At 69.7% G+C, this 17390-nt stretch carries 18 protein-coding genes; 14 read left to right on the top strand and 4 right to left on the bottom strand.

The window, feature by feature from the left end; all coding sequences use genetic code 11:
- Positions 1–68 precede the first annotated feature (68 nt).
- Positions 69–245: a hypothetical protein gene (locus ACO073_RS14765; RefSeq protein WP_421998324.1), complete on the bottom strand. Its 177-nt coding sequence runs from the start codon at positions 243–245 to the stop codon at positions 69–71.
- Between the two features lie 67 nt (positions 246–312).
- Positions 313–1107 (bottom strand): enoyl-CoA hydratase, encoded by a 795-nt coding sequence (locus ACO073_RS14770; protein WP_421998326.1) that lies wholly within the window; start codon positions 1105–1107, stop codon positions 313–315.
- Positions 1108–1212: 105 nt separating this feature from the next.
- On the opposite strand from ACO073_RS14770, the gene ACO073_RS14775 reads away from it, so the two are divergent.
- The 6 genes from ACO073_RS14775 to ACO073_RS14800 all read left to right on the top strand — a co-directional run bounded on the left by ACO073_RS14775 (position 1213) and on the right by ACO073_RS14800 (position 5577).
- Complete coding sequence (locus ACO073_RS14775; RefSeq protein WP_421998327.1) at positions 1213–2157, top strand: class I SAM-dependent methyltransferase; 945 nt, start codon at positions 1213–1215, stop codon at positions 2155–2157.
- Positions 2158–2194: 37 nt separating this feature from the next.
- Positions 2195–2608 (top strand): PaaI family thioesterase, encoded by a 414-nt coding sequence (locus ACO073_RS14780; RefSeq protein ID WP_421998328.1) that lies wholly within the window; start codon positions 2195–2197, stop codon positions 2606–2608.
- 115 nt (positions 2609–2723) lie between these two features.
- Positions 2724–3188, top strand: coding sequence for a 50S ribosomal protein L13 (gene rplM / locus ACO073_RS14785; RefSeq protein ID WP_421998330.1), 465 nt, complete (start codon positions 2724–2726; stop codon positions 3186–3188).
- Position 3189: 1 nt separating this feature from the next.
- Positions 3190–3672 (top strand): 30S ribosomal protein S9, encoded by a 483-nt coding sequence (gene rpsI / locus ACO073_RS14790; protein ID WP_421998331.1) that lies wholly within the window; start codon positions 3190–3192, stop codon positions 3670–3672.
- A 106-nt stretch (positions 3673–3778) separates the two neighbouring features.
- Positions 3779–4315, top strand: a complete 537-nt coding sequence (locus ACO073_RS14795) for a gamma carbonic anhydrase family protein (RefSeq protein ID WP_421998332.1) — start codon at positions 3779–3781, stop codon at positions 4313–4315.
- Positions 4316–4386: 71 nt separating this feature from the next.
- A complete protein-coding gene (locus ACO073_RS14800; RefSeq protein ID WP_421998333.1) occupies positions 4387–5577 on the top strand; it encodes an acyl-CoA dehydrogenase family protein in 1191 nt (396 codons plus the stop codon).
- Here ACO073_RS14800 and ACO073_RS14805 read toward each other — a convergent pair.
- Positions 5516–6052, bottom strand: a complete 537-nt coding sequence (locus ACO073_RS14805; protein WP_421998334.1) for a MarR family winged helix-turn-helix transcriptional regulator — start codon at positions 6050–6052, stop codon at positions 5516–5518. The genes ACO073_RS14800 and ACO073_RS14805 overlap by 62 nt on opposite strands.
- Before the next feature lie 58 nt (positions 6053–6110).
- Here ACO073_RS14805 and ACO073_RS14810 point away from each other — a divergent pair, with 58 nt between their 5' ends.
- Complete coding sequence (locus ACO073_RS14810) at positions 6111–7628, top strand: FAD-dependent oxidoreductase (protein ID WP_421998336.1); 1518 nt, start codon at positions 6111–6113, stop codon at positions 7626–7628.
- Positions 7629–8188: 560 nt separating this feature from the next.
- Here ACO073_RS14810 and ACO073_RS14815 read toward each other — a convergent pair.
- Positions 8189–10003, bottom strand: a complete 1815-nt coding sequence (locus tag ACO073_RS14815) for a PHA/PHB synthase family protein (protein ID WP_421998337.1) — start codon at positions 10001–10003, stop codon at positions 8189–8191.
- A 201-nt stretch (positions 10004–10204) separates the two neighbouring features.
- Here ACO073_RS14815 and ACO073_RS14820 point away from each other — a divergent pair, with 201 nt between their 5' ends.
- From ACO073_RS14820 to clcA, 7 genes are all read left to right on the top strand, one after another.
- Entirely contained in the window at positions 10205–10870 is a 666-nt protein-coding gene (locus tag ACO073_RS14820) for a hypothetical protein (protein ID WP_421998338.1), read from the top strand.
- Between the two features lie 20 nt (positions 10871–10890).
- Positions 10891–12147: an LL-diaminopimelate aminotransferase gene (locus tag ACO073_RS14825; RefSeq protein ID WP_421998339.1), complete on the top strand. Its 1257-nt coding sequence runs from the start codon at positions 10891–10893 to the stop codon at positions 12145–12147.
- 26 nt (positions 12148–12173) lie between these two features.
- A complete protein-coding gene (locus ACO073_RS14830; protein ID WP_421998340.1) occupies positions 12174–13466 on the top strand; it encodes a homoserine dehydrogenase in 1293 nt (430 codons plus the stop codon).
- A gap of 39 nt (positions 13467–13505) precedes the next feature.
- Positions 13506–14498, top strand: a complete 993-nt coding sequence (glpX, locus tag ACO073_RS14835) for a class II fructose-bisphosphatase (protein ID WP_421998342.1) — start codon at positions 13506–13508, stop codon at positions 14496–14498.
- Positions 14499–14511: 13 nt separating this feature from the next.
- Entirely contained in the window at positions 14512–15003 is a 492-nt protein-coding gene (locus ACO073_RS14840) for a hypothetical protein (RefSeq protein ID WP_421998343.1), read from the top strand.
- 94 nt (positions 15004–15097) lie between these two features.
- Positions 15098–15973: a dienelactone hydrolase family protein gene (locus ACO073_RS14845; protein ID WP_421998345.1), complete on the top strand. Its 876-nt coding sequence runs from the start codon at positions 15098–15100 to the stop codon at positions 15971–15973.
- A gap of 55 nt (positions 15974–16028) precedes the next feature.
- Positions 16029–17387, top strand: a complete 1359-nt coding sequence (gene clcA, locus ACO073_RS14850) for a H(+)/Cl(-) exchange transporter ClcA (protein ID WP_421998346.1) — start codon at positions 16029–16031, stop codon at positions 17385–17387.
- The last annotated feature ends 3 nt before the right edge of the window (positions 17388–17390 follow it).

Consider the following 17390-nt stretch of genomic DNA (forward strand, 5'->3'; position numbering starts at 1 on the left):
GTACCAATAAATGACAAGTCATCTAATTGGATGCCGCCATGCGCCCGCGGCATGTCGGTGGTGATCTCCTACCGGCCCGTCCAGTCGGGCTTGGGCTTCTTGCCGGTGAAGGCCTCGATGCCGGCCTGTGCCGCCTCGCGCTGCAGGGCGCCCGACATGTAGCCGGTGGCGTAGGCGTAGGCCTGCTCGAGAGATCTGTCGTCCTGAGCGAAGCGAAGGACCTCATCGCCGCTCGCAACCGGCATGAGATCCTTCGCTGCGCTCAGGATGACAATCGGCGGGCCTGGAGGTACCTGTGGTGCGAGGAGAGGCCTACCGACCCTTCCAGTCCGGCTTCGGTCTCTTGCCGGTGAAGGCCTCGATGCCGGCCTGCGCGTCCTCGCGCTGCAGGGCGCCGGCCATGAAGTCGGTGGCGTAGGCGTAGGCCTGCTCGAGCCCCATCGCCATGTGGGCATGGAACATTGCCTTGCCCGAGGCGATCTGCTGCGGCGGCTGGTCGGCGATGTGACGGGCGAAGGCCATGGTCTCGGCGTCGAGCCGGTCCGGCGGGGCGAGGCGGCTCACGAGCCCGTCGCGCAGCGCCGCCGCGGCATCGATCGGCTGGCCGGTGAACAGCATGTCGAGCGCGCGCTTGGACCCGACGTTGCGGCCGACCGCGACCGAGGGCGTGCCGCAGAACAGGCCGTTGTTGATGCCCGACGTCGCGAAGGTGGCCTCGGTCGAGGCGACGGCGAGGTCGCAGGCGGCGACGAGCTGGCAGCCGGCCGCCGTGGCGATCGCATGGACCTTGGCGATCACCGGCTGCGGCAACCGCTTGATCGACATCATCATCGCCGAGCAGCGCGTCAGCAGGTCGTGGTGGACGGCATAGTCCCGGGTCGCGGCGACCTCGCGCAGGTCGTGGCCGGTCGAGAAGGCGCGCCCGGTCGCCTCGATGATCACGCAGCGGATGGTGCGGTCCGCCGCCAGCCGGTCGAATTCCGCCTGCAGCGCGTCGATGAGCTCGCCCGACAGCGCATTCATCGCCTTCGGGCGGTTGAGCGTGAGGATGGCGACGCGGCCGTCGTCGCGCCGCAGCAGGACCGGTTCGTTGGGGGCGATGGTCATGGGCCCATTGTAGGGGAACCGGGGAGGGGCGTCATGGGTTCGCGGCGACCGCTTGCGGTTCCACCGCCCGGGAAAACGCATTAGTTTCGCCCGATCGAGGTGGGAATGATTGCAAAGACGTTGGCGAAGCTCGAGGGCGTCGCGCCGGGCACCTACCTGGGCCCGGAGTCGGACTGCTACGACGAGGACGAGATCGCGACGCTCGCCGCTGCGCTGCGACGATTGCTGTACAGCCCGTCGGAGTTGCGGCGGCGTCTCCAGGCGCATGGCGTCAACGTCGTTCCGGCCAACTTCTATTCCGAAGTCCCGCTGATCGACGATCTCCAGCGCTTCCCGCCGCCGACCTACGACCGCGTCTTCGAGGCCGATGTCCTGGCCGCCTGGCTGCGCGACCTGACGCCTCTCACCGCCGACTTCGACGCGCCGCTCCAGGCCGGCGAGAACGAGCCCGTCTATCGCTGGAAGTGCCAGTTCTCGTACAGCGACGCGCCGGCCTACCACGCCTTCGTCCGCAAGGTGCGGCCGCGCACCATCGTCGAGGTCGGCTCGGGCTACTCGACCCTGATCGCGCGGGCGGCGGGCGACGGGCGGATCGTCTGCGTCGAACCCCTGCCGCGACCCTTCCTGCGCGAGCTCGCGGGCGTCGAGGTGGTGCAGGAGCCGGTCCAGAAGATCGAGCCCGACTATTTCAACGACACGCTGTCCGACGGCGACATTCTCTTCATCGATTCCACGCATACGGTGAAGCACGGATCGGACTGCCTGCACCTCTACCTGAAGGTGCTGCCCGAGATCCGGCGCGACATCTATGTGCATGCGCACGACATCCACCTGCCCGGGACGATGCCGCTCTACTATGCGCGCGACCTGCAAATCTACTGGACGGAGCAGTATCTCCTCTACGCCTACCTGCTGGAGAACCCCCGCACCGAGGTGCTGTTCAGCAGCAGCTACAGCCATCAGCGCGATCGCGACGCGCTGACGGCCTTCATGCACGGGCGGCACCCGCCGGGCGGCGGCAGCCTCTGGTTCCGGCAGCGCCCCCGCTAGAAATGTCCCGATCGCACGACAAGGGGGGAGAGGCGCGATGCCGGTGATGACGCCGGACGAGCTGCACCGCTTCCTGGCGGAGGAGTTCCCCCAGGCGCCGTCCGGGCTGCGGATCGAGGCGCTGGAGGATGCGCGGATCCGCCTGCGCCTCCCGACCGGCCATCGCAACCTGCGGCCGGGCGGGACGGTGTCGGGCCCGACCCTGATGACCCTGGTCGATTGCGGCTTCTATCTCCTGCTGCTGGGGCGGCTCGGACCCGTGGCACTGGCCGTGACCACCAACCTCAACATCAACTTCATGCGCAAGCCGGCGCCCGCCGACCTGCTGGGGGAGGGACGGCTGCTCAAGCTCGGGAGGAGCCTGGCGGTCGGCGACTTCACGATCTGGAGCGACGGGACGCCCGATCCGGTGGCCCACGCCACCGTGACCTACTCGATTCCGCCGCGCTAGAGCTGTGGTAAAATAATACCACAACGTCAACCAACTGATTCAATGGGATAATTTCCGGAGAGTTGACAAGTCCGGCGCGTCTGCCCATAAGCGCCGCCTCACGGAAGAAAGACCCATGAAGACCTTCAATCTCAAGACTGCCGACGTGCAGAAGAAGTGGGTGCTGATCGACGCCGACGGGCTGGTGCTCGGCCGGCTCGCCTCGATCATCGCCATGCGTCTGCGCGGCAAGCACAAGCCGACCTTCACCCCCCACATCGACTGCGGCGACAACATCGTCGTGATCAACGCCGAGAAGGTGCGCCTGACCGGCCGCAAGGCCGAGCGGGAGTACTTCTACTGGCACACCGGCCATCCCGGCGGCATCAAGGGCGAGACCCTGGGCAAGCGCCTGGAAGGCCGTTTCCCCGAGCGCGTCATCGTCAAGGCCGTCGAGCGCATGATCACGCGCGGCCCGCTCGGCCGCCAGCAGATGAAGAACCTGCGCGTCTTCAAGGGCCCGAACCACGAGCACGAGGCGCAGCAGCCCGAGAAGCTGGACGTGGCCGCACTGAACCGCAAGAACTCGAGGATCGGCTGACATGGCTACCGAACTTTCGTCGTTTGCCGAGCTGAAGAAGGCGCCGGTCGCCGGCATCCAGGCTCCTGCCGCGATCCGCGAGAAGGAAGTCGACGCCCAGGGCCGCGCCTATGCCACCGGCCGCCGCAAGAACGCCGTCGCCCGCGTCTGGGTGAAGCCCGGCACCGGCAAGATCACCATCAACGGCCGCGACCAGAAGATCTACTTCGCGCGCCCGACCCAGCAGATGGTCATCCAGCAGCCGTTCGAGGTCTCGCAGCGCCGCGACCAGTTCGACGTGATCGCCACCGTCTCGGGCGGCGGACTGTCGGGCCAGGCCGGCGCGGTGCGCCACGGCATCGCCCAGGCGCTGGCCAAGTTCGAGCCGGGCCTGCGCGGCGCCATGAAGGGCAACGGCTTCCTGACCCGCGACCCGCGCGTGGTCGAGCGCAAGAAGTACGGCCGCGCCGGTGCGCGTCGCCGCTTCCAGTTCTCGAAGCGCTGAGCCCCAAGCTCCATTATCCTCGAAGGGCGCCGCAAGGCGCCCTTCGTCTTTCGGGCCTCGAAGGGCGCCGCAGCGCGCCCTTCGTCTTTCCGGGGAGTTGCATGCCATGTCCGGTCTGATCGTCCCGCACAAGGGCTTCGTCCCCAGGGTCGCGCGCTCGGCCTTCATCGCCCCCAACGCCACGCTGGTGGGCGACGTCGAGATCGGCGAGAACGCCAGCATCTGGTTCGGCGTCATCCTGCGCGGCGACGGTCCGGGCATCCGCGTCGGCGAGAACTCCAACCTGCAGGACGGCACGGTGGTGCACGTCGCGGCGCGCGGCCTGATGACCGTGGTCGGCCGCAACGTCACGGTCGGCCACATGGTGCTGCTGCATGCCTGCGAGATCCAGGACGGCGCCTTCGTCGGCATGCACTCGACGGTGCTCGACGGTGCGGTGGTCGAGACCGAGGCCATGGTCGCGGCCGGCGCCGTGGTGACGCCGCGCAAGGTCGTGCGCCGCGGCGAGCTGTGGGCCGGCAATCCGGCGAAGAAGCTGCGCGACCTGACCGAGAAGGACTACGAAGGCTTCCGCCGCATCGCTGCCGGCTACGTGACCCTGGCGCGCTCCTACGACACGCCGCAGCAGAAGGCGGCGGAGTAGGCGCCCGTCGCGTCCATGGCATGGACGTTGCTCGCCGCGGAGCGTGATCCGCCGCAGCGAGTGAGGCCGCCATGCTTTCCGCCCCTCGACCGGCCGCCGGCAGCGCGGCCGAGGTCGTCGCCCGCACCGAGGCGCTGATCCCCGCCTTGCGCGCTCGCGCGGCCGCCGCTGACGAGCAGCGCCAGATGCCGCCCGAGAGCGTGGCCGAGCTCAAGGCGGCGGGGACGGCGCGGCTCTACCAGCCCAGACGCTTCGGCGGCTGCGAGGCCGACATGCGGAGCGGCGTACTGGCGCTGTCGGCCGTCGGCCGCGGCTGCGGATCCACGGCCTGGAGCCTGGTCCAGCACCTCACGCACAATTTCATGCTGTCGCAGTGGCCCGACCAGGGACAGCACGACATCTGGGACGCCGATCCGGCCTGCTTCATCAGCGGCATCTTCATCCCCGGCTGCGGCCGCGCGCAGAGCGTCGAGGGCGGCTACCGGCTGTCGGGACGCTGGCCGCTGGTGAGCGGCGTCAACACGGCGGACTGGTGCCTGTTCGCCGCCCTGGTCGACGGCGGCGGCGTGGAGACGCACCGCTACTTCGCGCTGCCGCGCGCCGGGATCGAGATCGTCGACACCTGGCATGCCGTCGGCCTGAAGGGCTCGGCCAGCAACGACGTCGTGGTCGCCGACGCCTTCGTGCCCGGCCATCGCACCCTGTCGATCGCCGAGCTCAAGGGCGGGCCGACGCCGGGCAACGCCGTCAACCGCGGCCCGCTCTACCGCACGCCGAGCTACAGCATCTTCGGCGTCTACATCAGTGCCGCGGTGCTGGGCATCGCCGAAGCCGGGCTGGAGCTCTACCTCGAGGGCGCCCGCCGTCGTCTCGCGCTCACCTCCGGGCAGAAGGTCGGCGGCTATCCGACCCAGCAGGTCAAGGTTGCGGAAGCCTCGGCGGCGATTGCGGCGGCACGCCAGCTCCTGTTCGGAGTCTGCGACGAGGCCTCGGCGATCGCCGCGGGCGACGGGCTGCCCGACGACGAGCAGCGCGCGCGCTTCCGCTCGCACGCCGCCTTCGCCGGCCGGCTCGCGGCCCGCGCCGTCGAGCAGCTCTGGGACGCCGGCGCCAGCAGCAGCATCTACGCCAGCAACCCGATGTCGCGAATCTTCCGCGACATGAGCGTCGCGGGTCGCCACTTCACGCAGAACTGGGACGTCAACGGCTCGACGCACGGCCGCGTGCTGATGGGCTTCGATCTGGGCGACCCGACGCTCTAGGGGGAGGCGGCGACTTCTCGTCGGACGCGGCGGCCGTGCCCACCGCGAGGTCGGCGACGAGACGCTGCAGCAGGCGGATCAGCGCCTCGCGATCGCGCGCGCTCCACCTGGCGAGGCGCGGGGCCATCATGCGCTCGCGAGCCGAATCGAGCGCCGCCGTCATCGCCTTGCCCTTGGCCGTGATGGCCACCTCGCGGACCCGCTGGTCGCTGCGGCCCGGGCGGCGCGCGACCAGGCCCGAGCGCGCGAGGACGGCGACCTGCCGGCTGACCGTCGAATGGTCGCGCCCGACCGTCTCGGCCAGCTCGACGATCCCGAGCGGGCCGCGGCGCTCGATGCGCACGAGCAGCGGGAAGAGGGCTCGGTCGAGCGTGATCCCGGCCTCCTGGATCAGCGTGCGGTCGGGCTGCGGGCGGCTCAGGAACGCCATCAGGTCGAGCAGGGCTTCGTGCAGGCGGCGCAGGTCGGACTTCATCGGTGCATTATGCACATTTCGCCTTGACGCCGTCGAGCGTGGCACCAATATGTGCGTTATGCACATAAAAAGCCCTTCGCCGGCACCGAGCGCGCCGGTGGTGCTGATCAGCGGGGCGGGCGCCGCCGGTCTCACCCTGGCGATCGACCTGGCCCGCCGGGGCGTCGCGTTCCGGCTGATCGACAAGGCCGCGGAGCCTTTCCCGGGCTCGCGCGGCAAGGGCATCCAGCCGCGCAGCCAGGAAGTCTTCGAGGACCTGGGGGTGCTCGACCGCATGGTCGCCGTCGGCGGCCGCTATCCGATGCTGCGGACCTATGCCGGCGACAGGGTCGAGGACGTGGCGATGATGGAGGAGCGCCCGGTGACGCCGGCCGAGCCCTATGTCACGCCGCTGATGCTGCCCCAGGCGAGGACGGAGGCGGTGCTGCGCGAGCGGCTGGCCGAGCTCGGCCACCACGCCGAGTTCGCCTGCGAGCTGCTGGGCTTCGAGCAGGACGGAGAGGGCGTGACGGCCCGGCTTTCCGCCGGCGGCCGCGAGGAGACGCTGCGCGTCGCGTATCTCGTCGGCGCCGACGGTGGCCGCAGCTTCGCGCGGCATGCGCTCGACATCGGCTTTCCCGGCGAGACCTTGCCGGTTCGCGCGCTGGTCGCCGACCTCGACCTCGAGGGCCTGTCGCGCGACCGCTGGCATCGCTGGAACATCACCCGGGGCGACCAGCTCTCGCTCTGTCCGCTCGGCGGCACGGACCTCTTCCAGCTCCAGGCCGGCCTCGTGCAGCCGGGCGAGCCGGATCTTTCGGCCCCGGCCATCGAGCGCCTGATCGCCGAGCGGACGGGACGGACCGACCTCACGGTGCACGCCGTCCGCTGGGCGTCGGGCTACGGCATGAACGTGCGGCTGGCCGACCGCTACCGGGTCGGGCGCGTGTTCCTGGCCGGCGATGCCGCCCATGTCCATCCGCCGACCGGCGGGCAGGGCCTCAACACTTCCGTGCAGGACGCCTACAATCTCGGCTGGAAGCTCGCGGCGGTGCTGGCCGGCGCGCCCGAGTCTCTGCTCGCCACCTACGAGGCCGAGCGGCGGCCCGTCGCCGCCCATGTGCTGGGCCTCGCCAGGTCGCTGCTGCAGGCCGCCCGCGAGCGCGGCGAGATGCGGCGCGGCCGCGAGACGCACGAGCTCGACATCGGCTATTTCGACTCGAGCCTGGCGCTCGACGCGCGCGGACGGTCCGGCACGCTGGCCGCCGGCGGTCGCGCGCCGGACGCGCCGTGCCGCGGCGCCGCCGGCCAGCCCCTGCGCCTGTTCAACCTGCTGCTCGGACCGCAATGGACGCTGCTGGGCTACGAGGTCGAGCGGGCCTCGCTCGGCCCGGCGCGCGCCGGCCTGGCCATCCACACGGTGGGCGTGCGCGGCGACATCGTCGATGCCGATGGCCACATCCGCACCGCCTACGACCTGACACCGGGCGATCGCGTGCTCATCCGGCCGGACGGCTACGTCGGCGCCTTCGTCGATGGCGACGGCCAGACGGCGCTGGAGGACTACCTCGCCAAAGTCGGTCTGACGGGTGGCTGATCGGGGAGCCGCCGGTGTCGGGCGATGATCACAGCCTGAGAGTGGGCTGACCATCAGCATCACGGCAATTGTCGCCGGTTTGCCTGGCCGACGCTGCGCAGTGCGCAGTTGCTGGTCACGGCACGAGTGACGGCAGTGACGGCAAGTAGGCGCGGCAGACAAGGGCTGGTAGGGCGCAGGGGCAGGCGGCCATCTGTGGGGTCTTCTGGAGCCCAGAAAGTCGCAACAAAGTTGCGTCGTTCGAATAGAACGCCGGTCACCGACTGGAAAAATATGTTACTTGAGTTATCATCGCGGTTGCCCGTCAGCATGAACGGTCGACGGCCGCGTGTGCGAGCACCGCAAGCGCGGCGGCCCCCGACTCTTTCGAAGCCCAGCAGCGAAACTTGCGAAACTATCCGAATAGCTTCGCCGCCCCGGCGAAGACCCGGGAAACAACTCGGCGGCCGACGGCCATTTGTAGGCGCGCGGCGGCGGTGGCATGCCACATGTCGTGGCAGCCGCCGAATCGCCGGGTCGTACGGTGCGCAAAAACGTCGAGGATCGGCCGCCGCCTCGGCTCAGTCGAGCGTCCGGACCTTGACGTAGCTGCCCGGCGCATCCTCGATCGCCGGCAGGGCGCCCTGGCCGGGGATGCGGGCCGGCACCTTCGGACCCGACTTGGCCGACAGCCACTTGTCCCAGTCGTTCCACCACGAGCCGGGGAACTCCTGGGCGCCCGCCCGCCATTCATCCAGCGTCGGCGGGTTCTTGTCGGTCTCGTTCAGCCAGTGCTGGTACTTCTTGTTGCGCGGCGGGTTGACCACGCCGGCGATGTGACCAGACCCCGCCAGCATGAAGCGGACCGGTCCGCTGAACAGCTGGGTCGCCTTGTAGACGGAGCGCGCCGGCGCGATGTGGTCCTCCTTGCCGGCCTGCAGGTAGACCGGGATGGAGATCTTGCGCAGGTCGATCGGCACGTTGTCGACGATCAGGCCGCCCGGCTGCATCAGCAGGTTCTTCTGGTACATGTTGCGCAGGTAGTAGCTGTGCATCGCCCCGGGCATGCGCGTGGCGTCGGCATTCCAGAACAGCAGGTCGAAGGGGAAGGGGTCCTTGCCCATCAGGTAGTTGTTCACGACGAACGACCAGATGAGGTCGTTGGCGCGCAGCATGTTGAAGGTCGTGGCCATCTCGCTGCCCTCGAGATAGCCCTTCTTGCTCATCATCTCCTCGACGCTGGCGAGCTGGTCCTCGTCGATGAAGACGCCGAGCTCGCCGGGCTCGCTGAAGTCGACCTGGGCCGTGAAGAAGGTGCAGGCGGCGATCCGGTCGTCGCCGCGCGCCGCCATGTAGGCCAGCGTCGCCGCCATCAGCGTGCCGCCGATGCAGTAGCCGATCGCCGAGACCTTGCGCTCGCCGGTCGCCTGCTCGATCGCGCCCAGCGCCGCCAGCGGGCCGAGCTTCATGTAGTCCTCGAAGGTGAGCTTGGCGAGCTGCTCGTCGGGATTGACCCACGAGATCACGAACACCGTGTAGCCGTGCTCGGTCGCCCACTTGATGAACGAGTTCTCGGGCTTGAGGTCCAGGATGTAGAACTTGTTGATCCAGGGCGGCACGATCAGCAGCGGCATGGCGTAGACCTCGTCGGTCGCCGGCGCGTACTGCAGGAGCTGCATGACCTCGTTCTGGTAGACGACCTTGCCCGGCGACGTCGCGACGTTCTCGCCGACCTTGAAGGCGTTCATGTCGGTCTGGCGGATGGCCAGCCGTCCCTTGCCGCGCTCGAGGTCGGTCAGCAGGTTCTGCAGGCCCTTCAGCAGGTTCTCGCCCTTGGATTCGACTGTCGCCTTGACGACCTGCGGGTTGGTCATGGCGAAGTTGGAGGGCGACATCGCGTCGATGAACTGCCGCGTGTAGAAGTCGACCTTGCGCGCCGTCTTGTCGTCGACGCCCTCGACCTCCTTGACCGTGTGCTGCAGCCAGCGCGCCGTCAGCAGATAGGACTGCTTGAGGTAGTCGAACACCACCTCGTCCTTCCAGGCCGGGTCGTTGAACCGCTTGTCTCCCTTGGCCGGCTCGGCGACCGGTTCCACCGTCTGGCCCATCATGCGCTGGGCGGTAACCTGCCAGAGCTTCATGTACTCCTGCCAGAGCTCCATCTGGGCCTGGAGGAGGCGGTTCGGGTCGGCCAGCATCTTGGCCGTGAAGTCCATGAAGGTACGGGTGAGGTTGAGCGGATCGACCGGCTGCGGTCCGTCCTGCCTGTAGCGCTCGGCGAATTCCTGGAGCAGCTTCTGGCTGCGCTCGGCGATGTCCTTGAAGGCCGTCTGGAGACGCTCCGATTCGGCCGCCGACAGGCCGGAGGGGCTGGCTGGCGTGGACGGGTCCGACATCGGTTTCCCCTTCTGATTCATTGCCTTTGGGGCGTTTCTTGCGGTACCTTGCGCGGCCCGGTACCATCCCTAGTATTGAGCGTCCCGGACGGCCGATTCAATCTTCCTTCTAGGTAGGCTGCGACAACAGACGGGTCAATTTTGCTCTCGACCTCCGCTATGAGGGGGCCGCACAGCAGGAAAGGAAATCGGGTGAGGGGAATGCCGAGATCGCAGGAGAGCAGGAGCACGGGCCCGTGGCTGCGTGCGCTCGGCCTGTCGGCGTTCGCGCTCCTGGCGGGCTGTGGATGGTTCAGCAGCGATCCGATCCATACCCAGAAGGCACGTCCGGGGGCCGACCGCGAGGTGCAGGCGACGGGCGCGCTGCCGGCGCCCGCGTCGACGCGGGGCTATGACCAGGGAATCGTCGCCGGCGACGAGACGCGGGGCGGTGCCCAGATCGGCTCGGTCGTCCCGGCCAGCGGCGGGCAGAAGGCCCAGATCGAGGCCGCCGAGAAGGAAGCGGCCGAGCGCGACGCCAAGGCCCGCGAGGAACGCGAGAAGCGCGACGCCGCCGAGAAGGAGGCCAAGGCCAACGAGCCGCAGGAGCCGGCCAAGCCGCCGCCGACCCCCGGCCTGCCGGGCATGCCGGCCGCCGCGGTCCGCGGCGGCGAATCGGCCGACACGCCCCACCAGGCCGGTGGCCTGAAGGCGCCGGGCGCTGCGCCCGCCGAGCCCGGTCCGACCGGTCCCGTGCCGGCGCCTGCCGCCAGCCCGCCGGGCCAGCCGGCCGCGACCACCGCGCCGCCGCCGGCCCCCGTCGATTCGCAGCAGCTCCCGCCGCCGACCGCACCAGCCTCGGAGACACAGACGCCGCCTCGCACCTGAGGGGGCCAAGGATAACGACAATGGACGACTCCGAATTCCACCGACTGAAGCGCCTGCCGCCTTACGTGTTCGCGGAGGTGAACGCCATGAAGGCCCGCGCGCGCGGTGCCGGCCAGGACGTCATCGACCTCGGCATGGGCAATCCCGACCTGCCGACGGCGCCGCACATCGTGGCCAAGCTCGCCGAGGCGGCGGCCAACCCGCGCGCCCACGGCTACTCGGCCTCGCGCGGCATTCCCGGGCTGCGCAAGGCGCAGGCGGCGTACTATGCGCGGCGCTTCGGCGTCGAGCTCGATCCCGAGAGCGAGATCATCGTCACGCTGGGGTCGAAGGAGGGGCTGGCCAACCTCGCCCAGGCGATCACCTCGCCGGGCGACATCGTGCTGGTGCCCAACCCCAGCTATCCGATCCATCCCTACGGCTTCATCATCGCCGGCGGCTCGGTGCGCCACATCCCGGTCCCGGGCAGCACCTCGATCGAGGAGTTCATGCCGGCGCTCGAGCGGGCGGTGCGGCACACCGTGCCCAAGCCGATCGCGCTGGTGCTCAACTACCCGTCCAACCCGACGGCCCAGGTCGTCGACCTCGACTTCTACGGCACGGTCGTCGACTTCTGCCGCCGCCACGACATCTGGATCCTGTCGGATCTCGCCTATTCCGAGATCTACTTCGACGGCGTGCCGCCGCCGTCGGTGCTGCAGGTCCCGGGCGCCCGCGACATCGCCGTCGAGTTCACCTCGATGAGCAAGACCTACTCGATGGCGGGCTGGCGCATCGGCTTCGCCGCCGGCAACAAGACGCTGATCCAGGCGCTGACGCGCATAAAGTCCTACCTCGACTACGGCGCCTTCACGCCCATCCAGGTGGCGGCCACGGCGGCGCTGAACGGTCCGCAGGACTGCATCGTCGAGGCGCGCAACACCTACAAGGAACGGCGCGACGTGTTGATCGAGGGTCTGTCGGCGGCCGGATGGAACCTGCCGGCGCCGTCGGCCAGCATGTTCGCCTGGGCGCCCATTCCCAGGGAGTTCGCCGAGCTGGGCTCGCTCGCCTTCTCGAAGCTTCTGCTCACCCAGGCCCATGTCGCGGTGTCGCCGGGCATCGGCTTCGGCGAGCATGGCGACGCCCATGTGCGCATCGCCCTGGTCGAGAACAGGCATCGGATCCGGCAGGCCATCCGCAACATCCGGCAGGTTATGGCCGATCCCGGTCGTGCCATCGACCTCTACCTGCGCGGCGTGGGCGACAACATCACGCCTCTGAAGGCGCGCGCCTGAAATCCATCCTGTCATAGCTGGCGGTCATGACTTCCCCTCTCAGAATCGGCATCGCCGGCCTCGGCACCGTGGGCTCCGGCGTGGTGAAGCTGCTGGCCGAGCACGGCCGGCTGCTCTCGGTGCGCGGCGGGCGGCCGATGAAGGTCGTCGCCGTGAGCGCGCGCCGGAAGGCGCGAAAGCGCGACATCGACCTCGCGGCGATGCGATGGGAGAGCGATCCCATGGCGCTGGCCGAGGCCCCGGACATCGACGTCGTCGTCGAGCTCATCGGCGGCTCGGGCGGCATCGCGCGGCGCCTGGTCCAGAAGGCGCTGCGCTCGGGCAAGCACGTCGTCACCGCGAACAAGGCGCTGCTCGCCATGCACGGCGCCGAGCTGGCGGCGCTGGCCGAGCGGCACGGGCGCATCCTGGCCTTCGAGGCGGCGGTCGCCGGCGGCATCCCGATCATCAAGGCGCTGCGCGAGGGGCTGGTCGGCAACCGGGTTCGCCGCCTCTACGGCATCCTGAACGGCACCTGCAACTACATCCTCACGACCATGCGCGAGACCGGCCGCGACTTCGACGTCGTGCTGGCCGAGGCGCAGGCGGCGGGCTACGCCGAGGCCGATCCCAGCTTCGACGTCGACGGCATCGACGCCGCGCACAAGCTCGCGGTGCTGACCGGCGCGGCGTTCGGCGCCCGGGTCGACTTCCCCGGCGTCTATGTCGAGGGCATCCGCCGGGTCACGGCCCAGGACATCCAGTTCGCCGAGGAGCTCGGCTTCCGCATCAAGCTGCTCGGCCTGGCGCGCGAGACGCGCTACGGCATCGAGCAGCGCGTGCATCCCTGCATGGTGCCGCTCAGCGCGCCGATCGCCCACATCGAAGGCGTGTTCAACGCCGTGGTCGTCGAGGGCGACTTCGTCGGCACCACGATGTTCCAGGGCCGCGGCGCGGGGCAGGGGCCGACAGCCTCGGCCGTGGTGGCCGACCTGGTCGACGTGGCGCGCGGCCGCGACATGCCGGCCTTCGTGATCCCGGCGGCGAAGCTGGCGGCCAAGAAGGCCGCGCCGATGGAGCGTCACAGTGGCGCCTACTACATGAGGCTGATGGTGCAGGATCGGCCGGGCGTGATCGCCGCGGTCTCCGGAGCGCTCGCGAAGGAGCGCATTTCGCTCGAGGCGATGCTGCAGCGCGGCCGCTCGCAGTCGGGCGAGGTGCCGGTGGTCCTGACCACGCACGAGACCGAGGAGGCCGCGATGCAGCGTGCGGTGGCACGGATCGCCAAGCTCGGCGCGGTCGCGGAAGAACCCTGCCTGATCAGGATCGAGACTTTCTAGCCAGATGGATCGCGCCCCACGGGCGCTACGGAGGAAACGATGGCTGACGACGTGAAGCTGGATCGCAATCTGGCGCTCGAGGTGGTGCGCGTCACGGAGGCGGCGGCGCTCGCCGCGTCGAAGCTCATGGGGCGCGGCGACGAGAAGAAGGCCGACCAGGCCGCCGTCGACGCCATGCGCACCTCGCTGAACTCTCTGGCGATCGACGGCACCGTGGTGATCGGCGAGGGCGAGCGCGACGAGGCGCCGATGCTCTACATCGGCGAGAAGGTCGGGCTCGCCCAGTCCGGCGCGCCCAAGATCGACATCGCGCTCGACCCGCTCGAGGGCACCACCATCACCGCCAAGGGACTTCCCAATGCGCTGGCGGTGATCGCGATGGCCGAGCATGGCGGCTTCCTCAACGCGCCGGACGTCTACATGGACAAGATCGCGGTCGGCGGCGGCCTGCCCGACGGCATCGTCGACCTCGACAAGAGCCCGGCCGACAACCTGAAGGACGTTGCCCGGGCCAAGAAGGTCGAGGTCGCCGACCTGGTCGTCTGCATCCTCGACCGGCCGCGCCATGCCGAGCTGATCGCCAAGGTCCGCGAGGCCGGCGCACGAATCATGCTGATCGGCGACGGCGACGTGTCCGGCGTGATCGCCACCTCGACCGGCGATTCCGGCATCGACATCTACATGGGCTCGGGCGGCGCGCCGGAGGGCGTGCTGGCGGCGGCCGCCCTGCGGGCGATCGGCGGCCAGATCCAGGGACGCCTGCTGTTCCGCAACGACGACGAGAAGGCGCGGGCCCGCAAGTGGGGCATCACCGACCTCAACCGCAAGTACTCGATGATGGACATGGCCCGGGGCGACGTCATGTTCGCCGCGACCGGCGTCACGTCCGGCTCGATGCTGAAGGGCGTTCGCCGCTTCGGCAACGGCGCGGAGACCCATTCGATCGTGATGCGCTCCAAGACCGGCACGGTCCGCTGGGTATCGGCGCATCACAATTTTTCGATCAAGACTGGCCTGCCGAGCTGGGCATGAGCATCATGGCGGGATGCGGGCTGCGTTAGTTGCCCTTGTCCTCCCCAGCCTCGCCGCGGCGACGGGCGTCGCGGCCGAGGATGGCTGCGGCCGCTTCGCCTGGCCGGTCGGCCGCGAGCGGGAGCTGTTCGCCGAAGGCTTCTTCGCGGACGTCGAGAGCCAGTCGGCCCTGCCCAAGGACGGCGTCTTCTCGATGGTGCTGGAGCCGGTCGAGCGCGTGATCTACATGGTCCCGCCGGATCGCGCCCGCGACACCGGCTATGGCGGCCTGGTCACCTTCGAATGGATCTCGTCGGGACGCTGGCAGGTGACGCTGTCGGACGACGCCTGGGTCGACGCCGTCCAGAACGGCAGGCGCCTTCAACCGATCGCCTCGACGCGGCGCGACGACTGCCCGGGCGTGCGCCTCAGCCTGCAGTTCGAGATCCAGAGCCTGCCGCTCACGCTGCAGTTCGGTGGCGTCACGGTGGATCGGCTGAACGTCTCCGTGCTGCGCCCGCGATGATGGTCCCGTCCCATCGCGGGTAGCGTCGCTGCGGCATCGCCGGGTACACTGCGGCTGAACCGGGCCTCAGCTGAAGCAATGGAAGGGTGAGCACGTGTCGACGCCGAACGGGATCGACCAACGGGTCTTCGACCTCTACGACGAATACTGCCACGGCCGCATCGACCGGCGGGCGTTCCTCGGTCAGGCCGCGGTCGTGACGGCGGGCGGCCTCGCCATGGCCCAGGCGCTGCTGCCGCGCTATGCCGAGGCGCAGACCATCGCCTTCACCGATCCGCGCATCAAGGCGCGCTACGTCACCTATCCGTCGCCCGGCGGCAACGGCGGCACGATGCGCGGCTACCTCGTGCAGCCGGCCGGTTCGGGCCCGTTCCCGGCGGTCCTGGTGATCCACGAGAATCGCGGTCTCAATCCCTACATCGAGGATGTCGCGCGCCGGCTCGCCGTCGAGGGCGTCCTGGCGCTGGCGCCGGACGGGCTGTTTCCGGCCGGCGGCTATCCGGGCAACGACGATGACGGCCGCGCGCTGCAGGCCTCGCTCGACCCGGCCAGGCTGCGTACCGACATGCTGAACAGCGCCCGCCATCTCAAGGCCCATGCGCTGTCGACCGGCAAGCTCGGCGTGACCGGCTTCTGCTGGGGCGGCGGCACGAGCAACTATCTGGCGGTCACGATGGGCGGCGACCTGCTGGCCGCCGTGCCCTATTACGGCGCGGCGCCGGAGGCGGCTTCGGTGCCGGGCATCCGGGCGGGACTGCTCATGCACTATGCCGAGAGGGACGAGCGCATCAACGCCATGTGGCCGGCCTTCGAGTCGGCGCTGAAGCAGGGCGGCGTGCCGTACGAGATGCACCTCTATCCCGGCACGCAGCACGGCTTCCACAACAACTCCACGCCGCGCTACGCGGAGCAGGCGGCGACCCTGTCCTGGCAACGCACGGTCGCGCATTTCAAGAAGCATCTGGCATGAACGGCCGCGGAGCGTCGTCGAGGTGAGCACGGAGCAGGGACCGCGGAAGCGGTCGATGTCCAACGGTCGGTTCTACTGGGTGGCGGGCGGCTGCGGCGCGGCCACCGGCGTGATCGGCGCCGCCTTCCACCTCGCGGTCGACGAGCTGCTGCACTGGCCGGACTGGCTGGCCGAGCGGCTGGGCACCGGACCTGTCGCGATCGCCGCCGCCGCGGCCGTGGCCGCGATCGGCATCACGCTGGCCTTCATCCTCACGCGCCGCTTCGCGCCGGAGGCCTCGGGCAGCGGCGTGCCGGAGGTCGAGGGGGCGCTGGAGGGCGTGCGCCACGTGCGCTGGCGCCGCGTCCTGCCGATCAAGTTCGTGGGCGGCGTGCTGGCGCTCTCCTCGGGCCTCGTGGCCGGCCGCGAGGGGCCGACCATCCACATGGGCGCCTCGATCGGCGCGGCGCTGGCCGAATGGCTGGGGCTCGACGAGGACGACCTGCATACGCTGCTGGCGGCGGGCGCGGCGGCCGGCCTGTCGGCGGCCTTCAACGCACCGCTGGCCGCCGTCCTGTTCGTGATCGAGGAGACTCGCAAGCAGTTCCGCTACACGTTCCGCTCCTATGTCGGCGTGATCGTCGCCTCGGCGGGAAGCGCCTTCGGCATGGAGCTGGTCGGCGGCACCGCGCCGCCGCTGCGCATCGTCACCGATTCCGTGCCGCTTCTCATGCTGCCGTGCTTCATGATCCTGGGCGTCGTGCTGGGCGTGCTGGGCTACGTCTTCAACGTGGTCCTGGTCGCCGCCGTCGAGTGGCGCGACCATGCCTTCCGGCGTGCGCCCTTCGTCTACGCGCTGCTCGTCGGCGCCGTGGTGGGGGCGCTCGCCCTCGTCCTGCCCATGGCGGTCGGCGGCGGCGAGACGCTGATTCCCCAGATGACGACGGCCAACCTGTCGATCCAGGCGCTGTTGCTGATCGCCGTGGTGCGCTTCATCGGCACGATGGCGAGCTATCCGGTGGGCGTCCCGGCCGGAATCTTCTCGCCGATGCTGACCTACGCCACGACCATCGGCCTGATCGGCGCGCTGCTCATGGAGATGGCGCTGCAAAGCGCCAACCTGCCGGTGCCGCCGCTGCTCGGGCCGGCGTTCGCGGTCGTCGCCATGGGCGGACTCTTCTCGGCGACCATCCGGGCGCCGCTGGTCGGCGTGGTGCTCGCCGTCGAGCTGACGGGCGGCTACGAGCTGATCCTGCCGCTCATCGTTGCGTCGGTAACCGCCCACGTCGTGGCCGAGGCGCTGGGCGGCCGGCCGATCTACGAGGTCCTGCTCGAGCGCACCTTGCGCCTGGCCGGGAGGCTGCCGCTGGTGCAGCCGGCGGCACCGTCGTCGCCGGTGGGATCCGACGAGCCGCGGCGGAGCGGGCCGGGCTGAGTC

The organism is Reyranella sp. (assembly GCF_965229815.1).
GTDB lineage: Bacteria > Pseudomonadota > Alphaproteobacteria > Reyranellales > Reyranellaceae > Reyranella.

Bases quoted from the DNA above. Each gene is read 5' to 3' on its own strand.
- ACO073_RS14800 (WP_421998333.1), top strand. From the start codon at position 4,387: ATGCTTTCCGCCCCTCGACCGGCCGCCGGCAGCGCGGCCGAGGTCGTC.
- glpX (WP_421998342.1), top strand. From the start codon at position 13,506: ATGGCTGACGACGTGAAGCTGGATCGCAATCTGGCGCTCGAGGTGGTG.
- ACO073_RS14795 (WP_421998332.1), top strand. From the start codon at position 3,779: ATGTCCGGTCTGATCGTCCCGCACAAGGGCTTCGTCCCCAGGGTCGCG.
- ACO073_RS14840 (WP_421998343.1), top strand. From the start codon at position 14,512: ATGCGGGCTGCGTTAGTTGCCCTTGTCCTCCCCAGCCTCGCCGCGGCG.
- ACO073_RS14765 (WP_421998324.1), bottom strand. From the start codon at position 245: ATGCCGGTTGCGAGCGGCGATGAGGTCCTTCGCTTCGCTCAGGACGAC.
- rpsI (WP_421998331.1), top strand. From the start codon at position 3,190: ATGGCTACCGAACTTTCGTCGTTTGCCGAGCTGAAGAAGGCGCCGGTC.
- ACO073_RS14770 (WP_421998326.1), bottom strand. From the start codon at position 1,107: ATGACCATCGCCCCCAACGAACCGGTCCTGCTGCGGCGCGACGACGGC.
- ACO073_RS14815 (WP_421998337.1), bottom strand. From the start codon at position 10,003: ATGTCGGACCCGTCCACGCCAGCCAGCCCCTCCGGCCTGTCGGCGGCC.
- ACO073_RS14820 (WP_421998338.1), top strand. From the start codon at position 10,205: ATGCCGAGATCGCAGGAGAGCAGGAGCACGGGCCCGTGGCTGCGTGCG.
- ACO073_RS14805 (WP_421998334.1), bottom strand. From the start codon at position 6,052: ATGAAGTCCGACCTGCGCCGCCTGCACGAAGCCCTGCTCGACCTGATG.
- rplM (WP_421998330.1), top strand. From the start codon at position 2,724: ATGAAGACCTTCAATCTCAAGACTGCCGACGTGCAGAAGAAGTGGGTG.
- ACO073_RS14780 (WP_421998328.1), top strand. From the start codon at position 2,195: ATGCCGGTGATGACGCCGGACGAGCTGCACCGCTTCCTGGCGGAGGAG.
- ACO073_RS14825 (WP_421998339.1), top strand. From the start codon at position 10,891: ATGGACGACTCCGAATTCCACCGACTGAAGCGCCTGCCGCCTTACGTG.
- clcA (WP_421998346.1), top strand. From the start codon at position 16,029: ATGTCCAACGGTCGGTTCTACTGGGTGGCGGGCGGCTGCGGCGCGGCC.
- ACO073_RS14775 (WP_421998327.1), top strand. From the start codon at position 1,213: ATGATTGCAAAGACGTTGGCGAAGCTCGAGGGCGTCGCGCCGGGCACC.
- ACO073_RS14830 (WP_421998340.1), top strand. From the start codon at position 12,174: ATGACTTCCCCTCTCAGAATCGGCATCGCCGGCCTCGGCACCGTGGGC.
- ACO073_RS14810 (WP_421998336.1), top strand. From the start codon at position 6,111: ATGCACATAAAAAGCCCTTCGCCGGCACCGAGCGCGCCGGTGGTGCTG.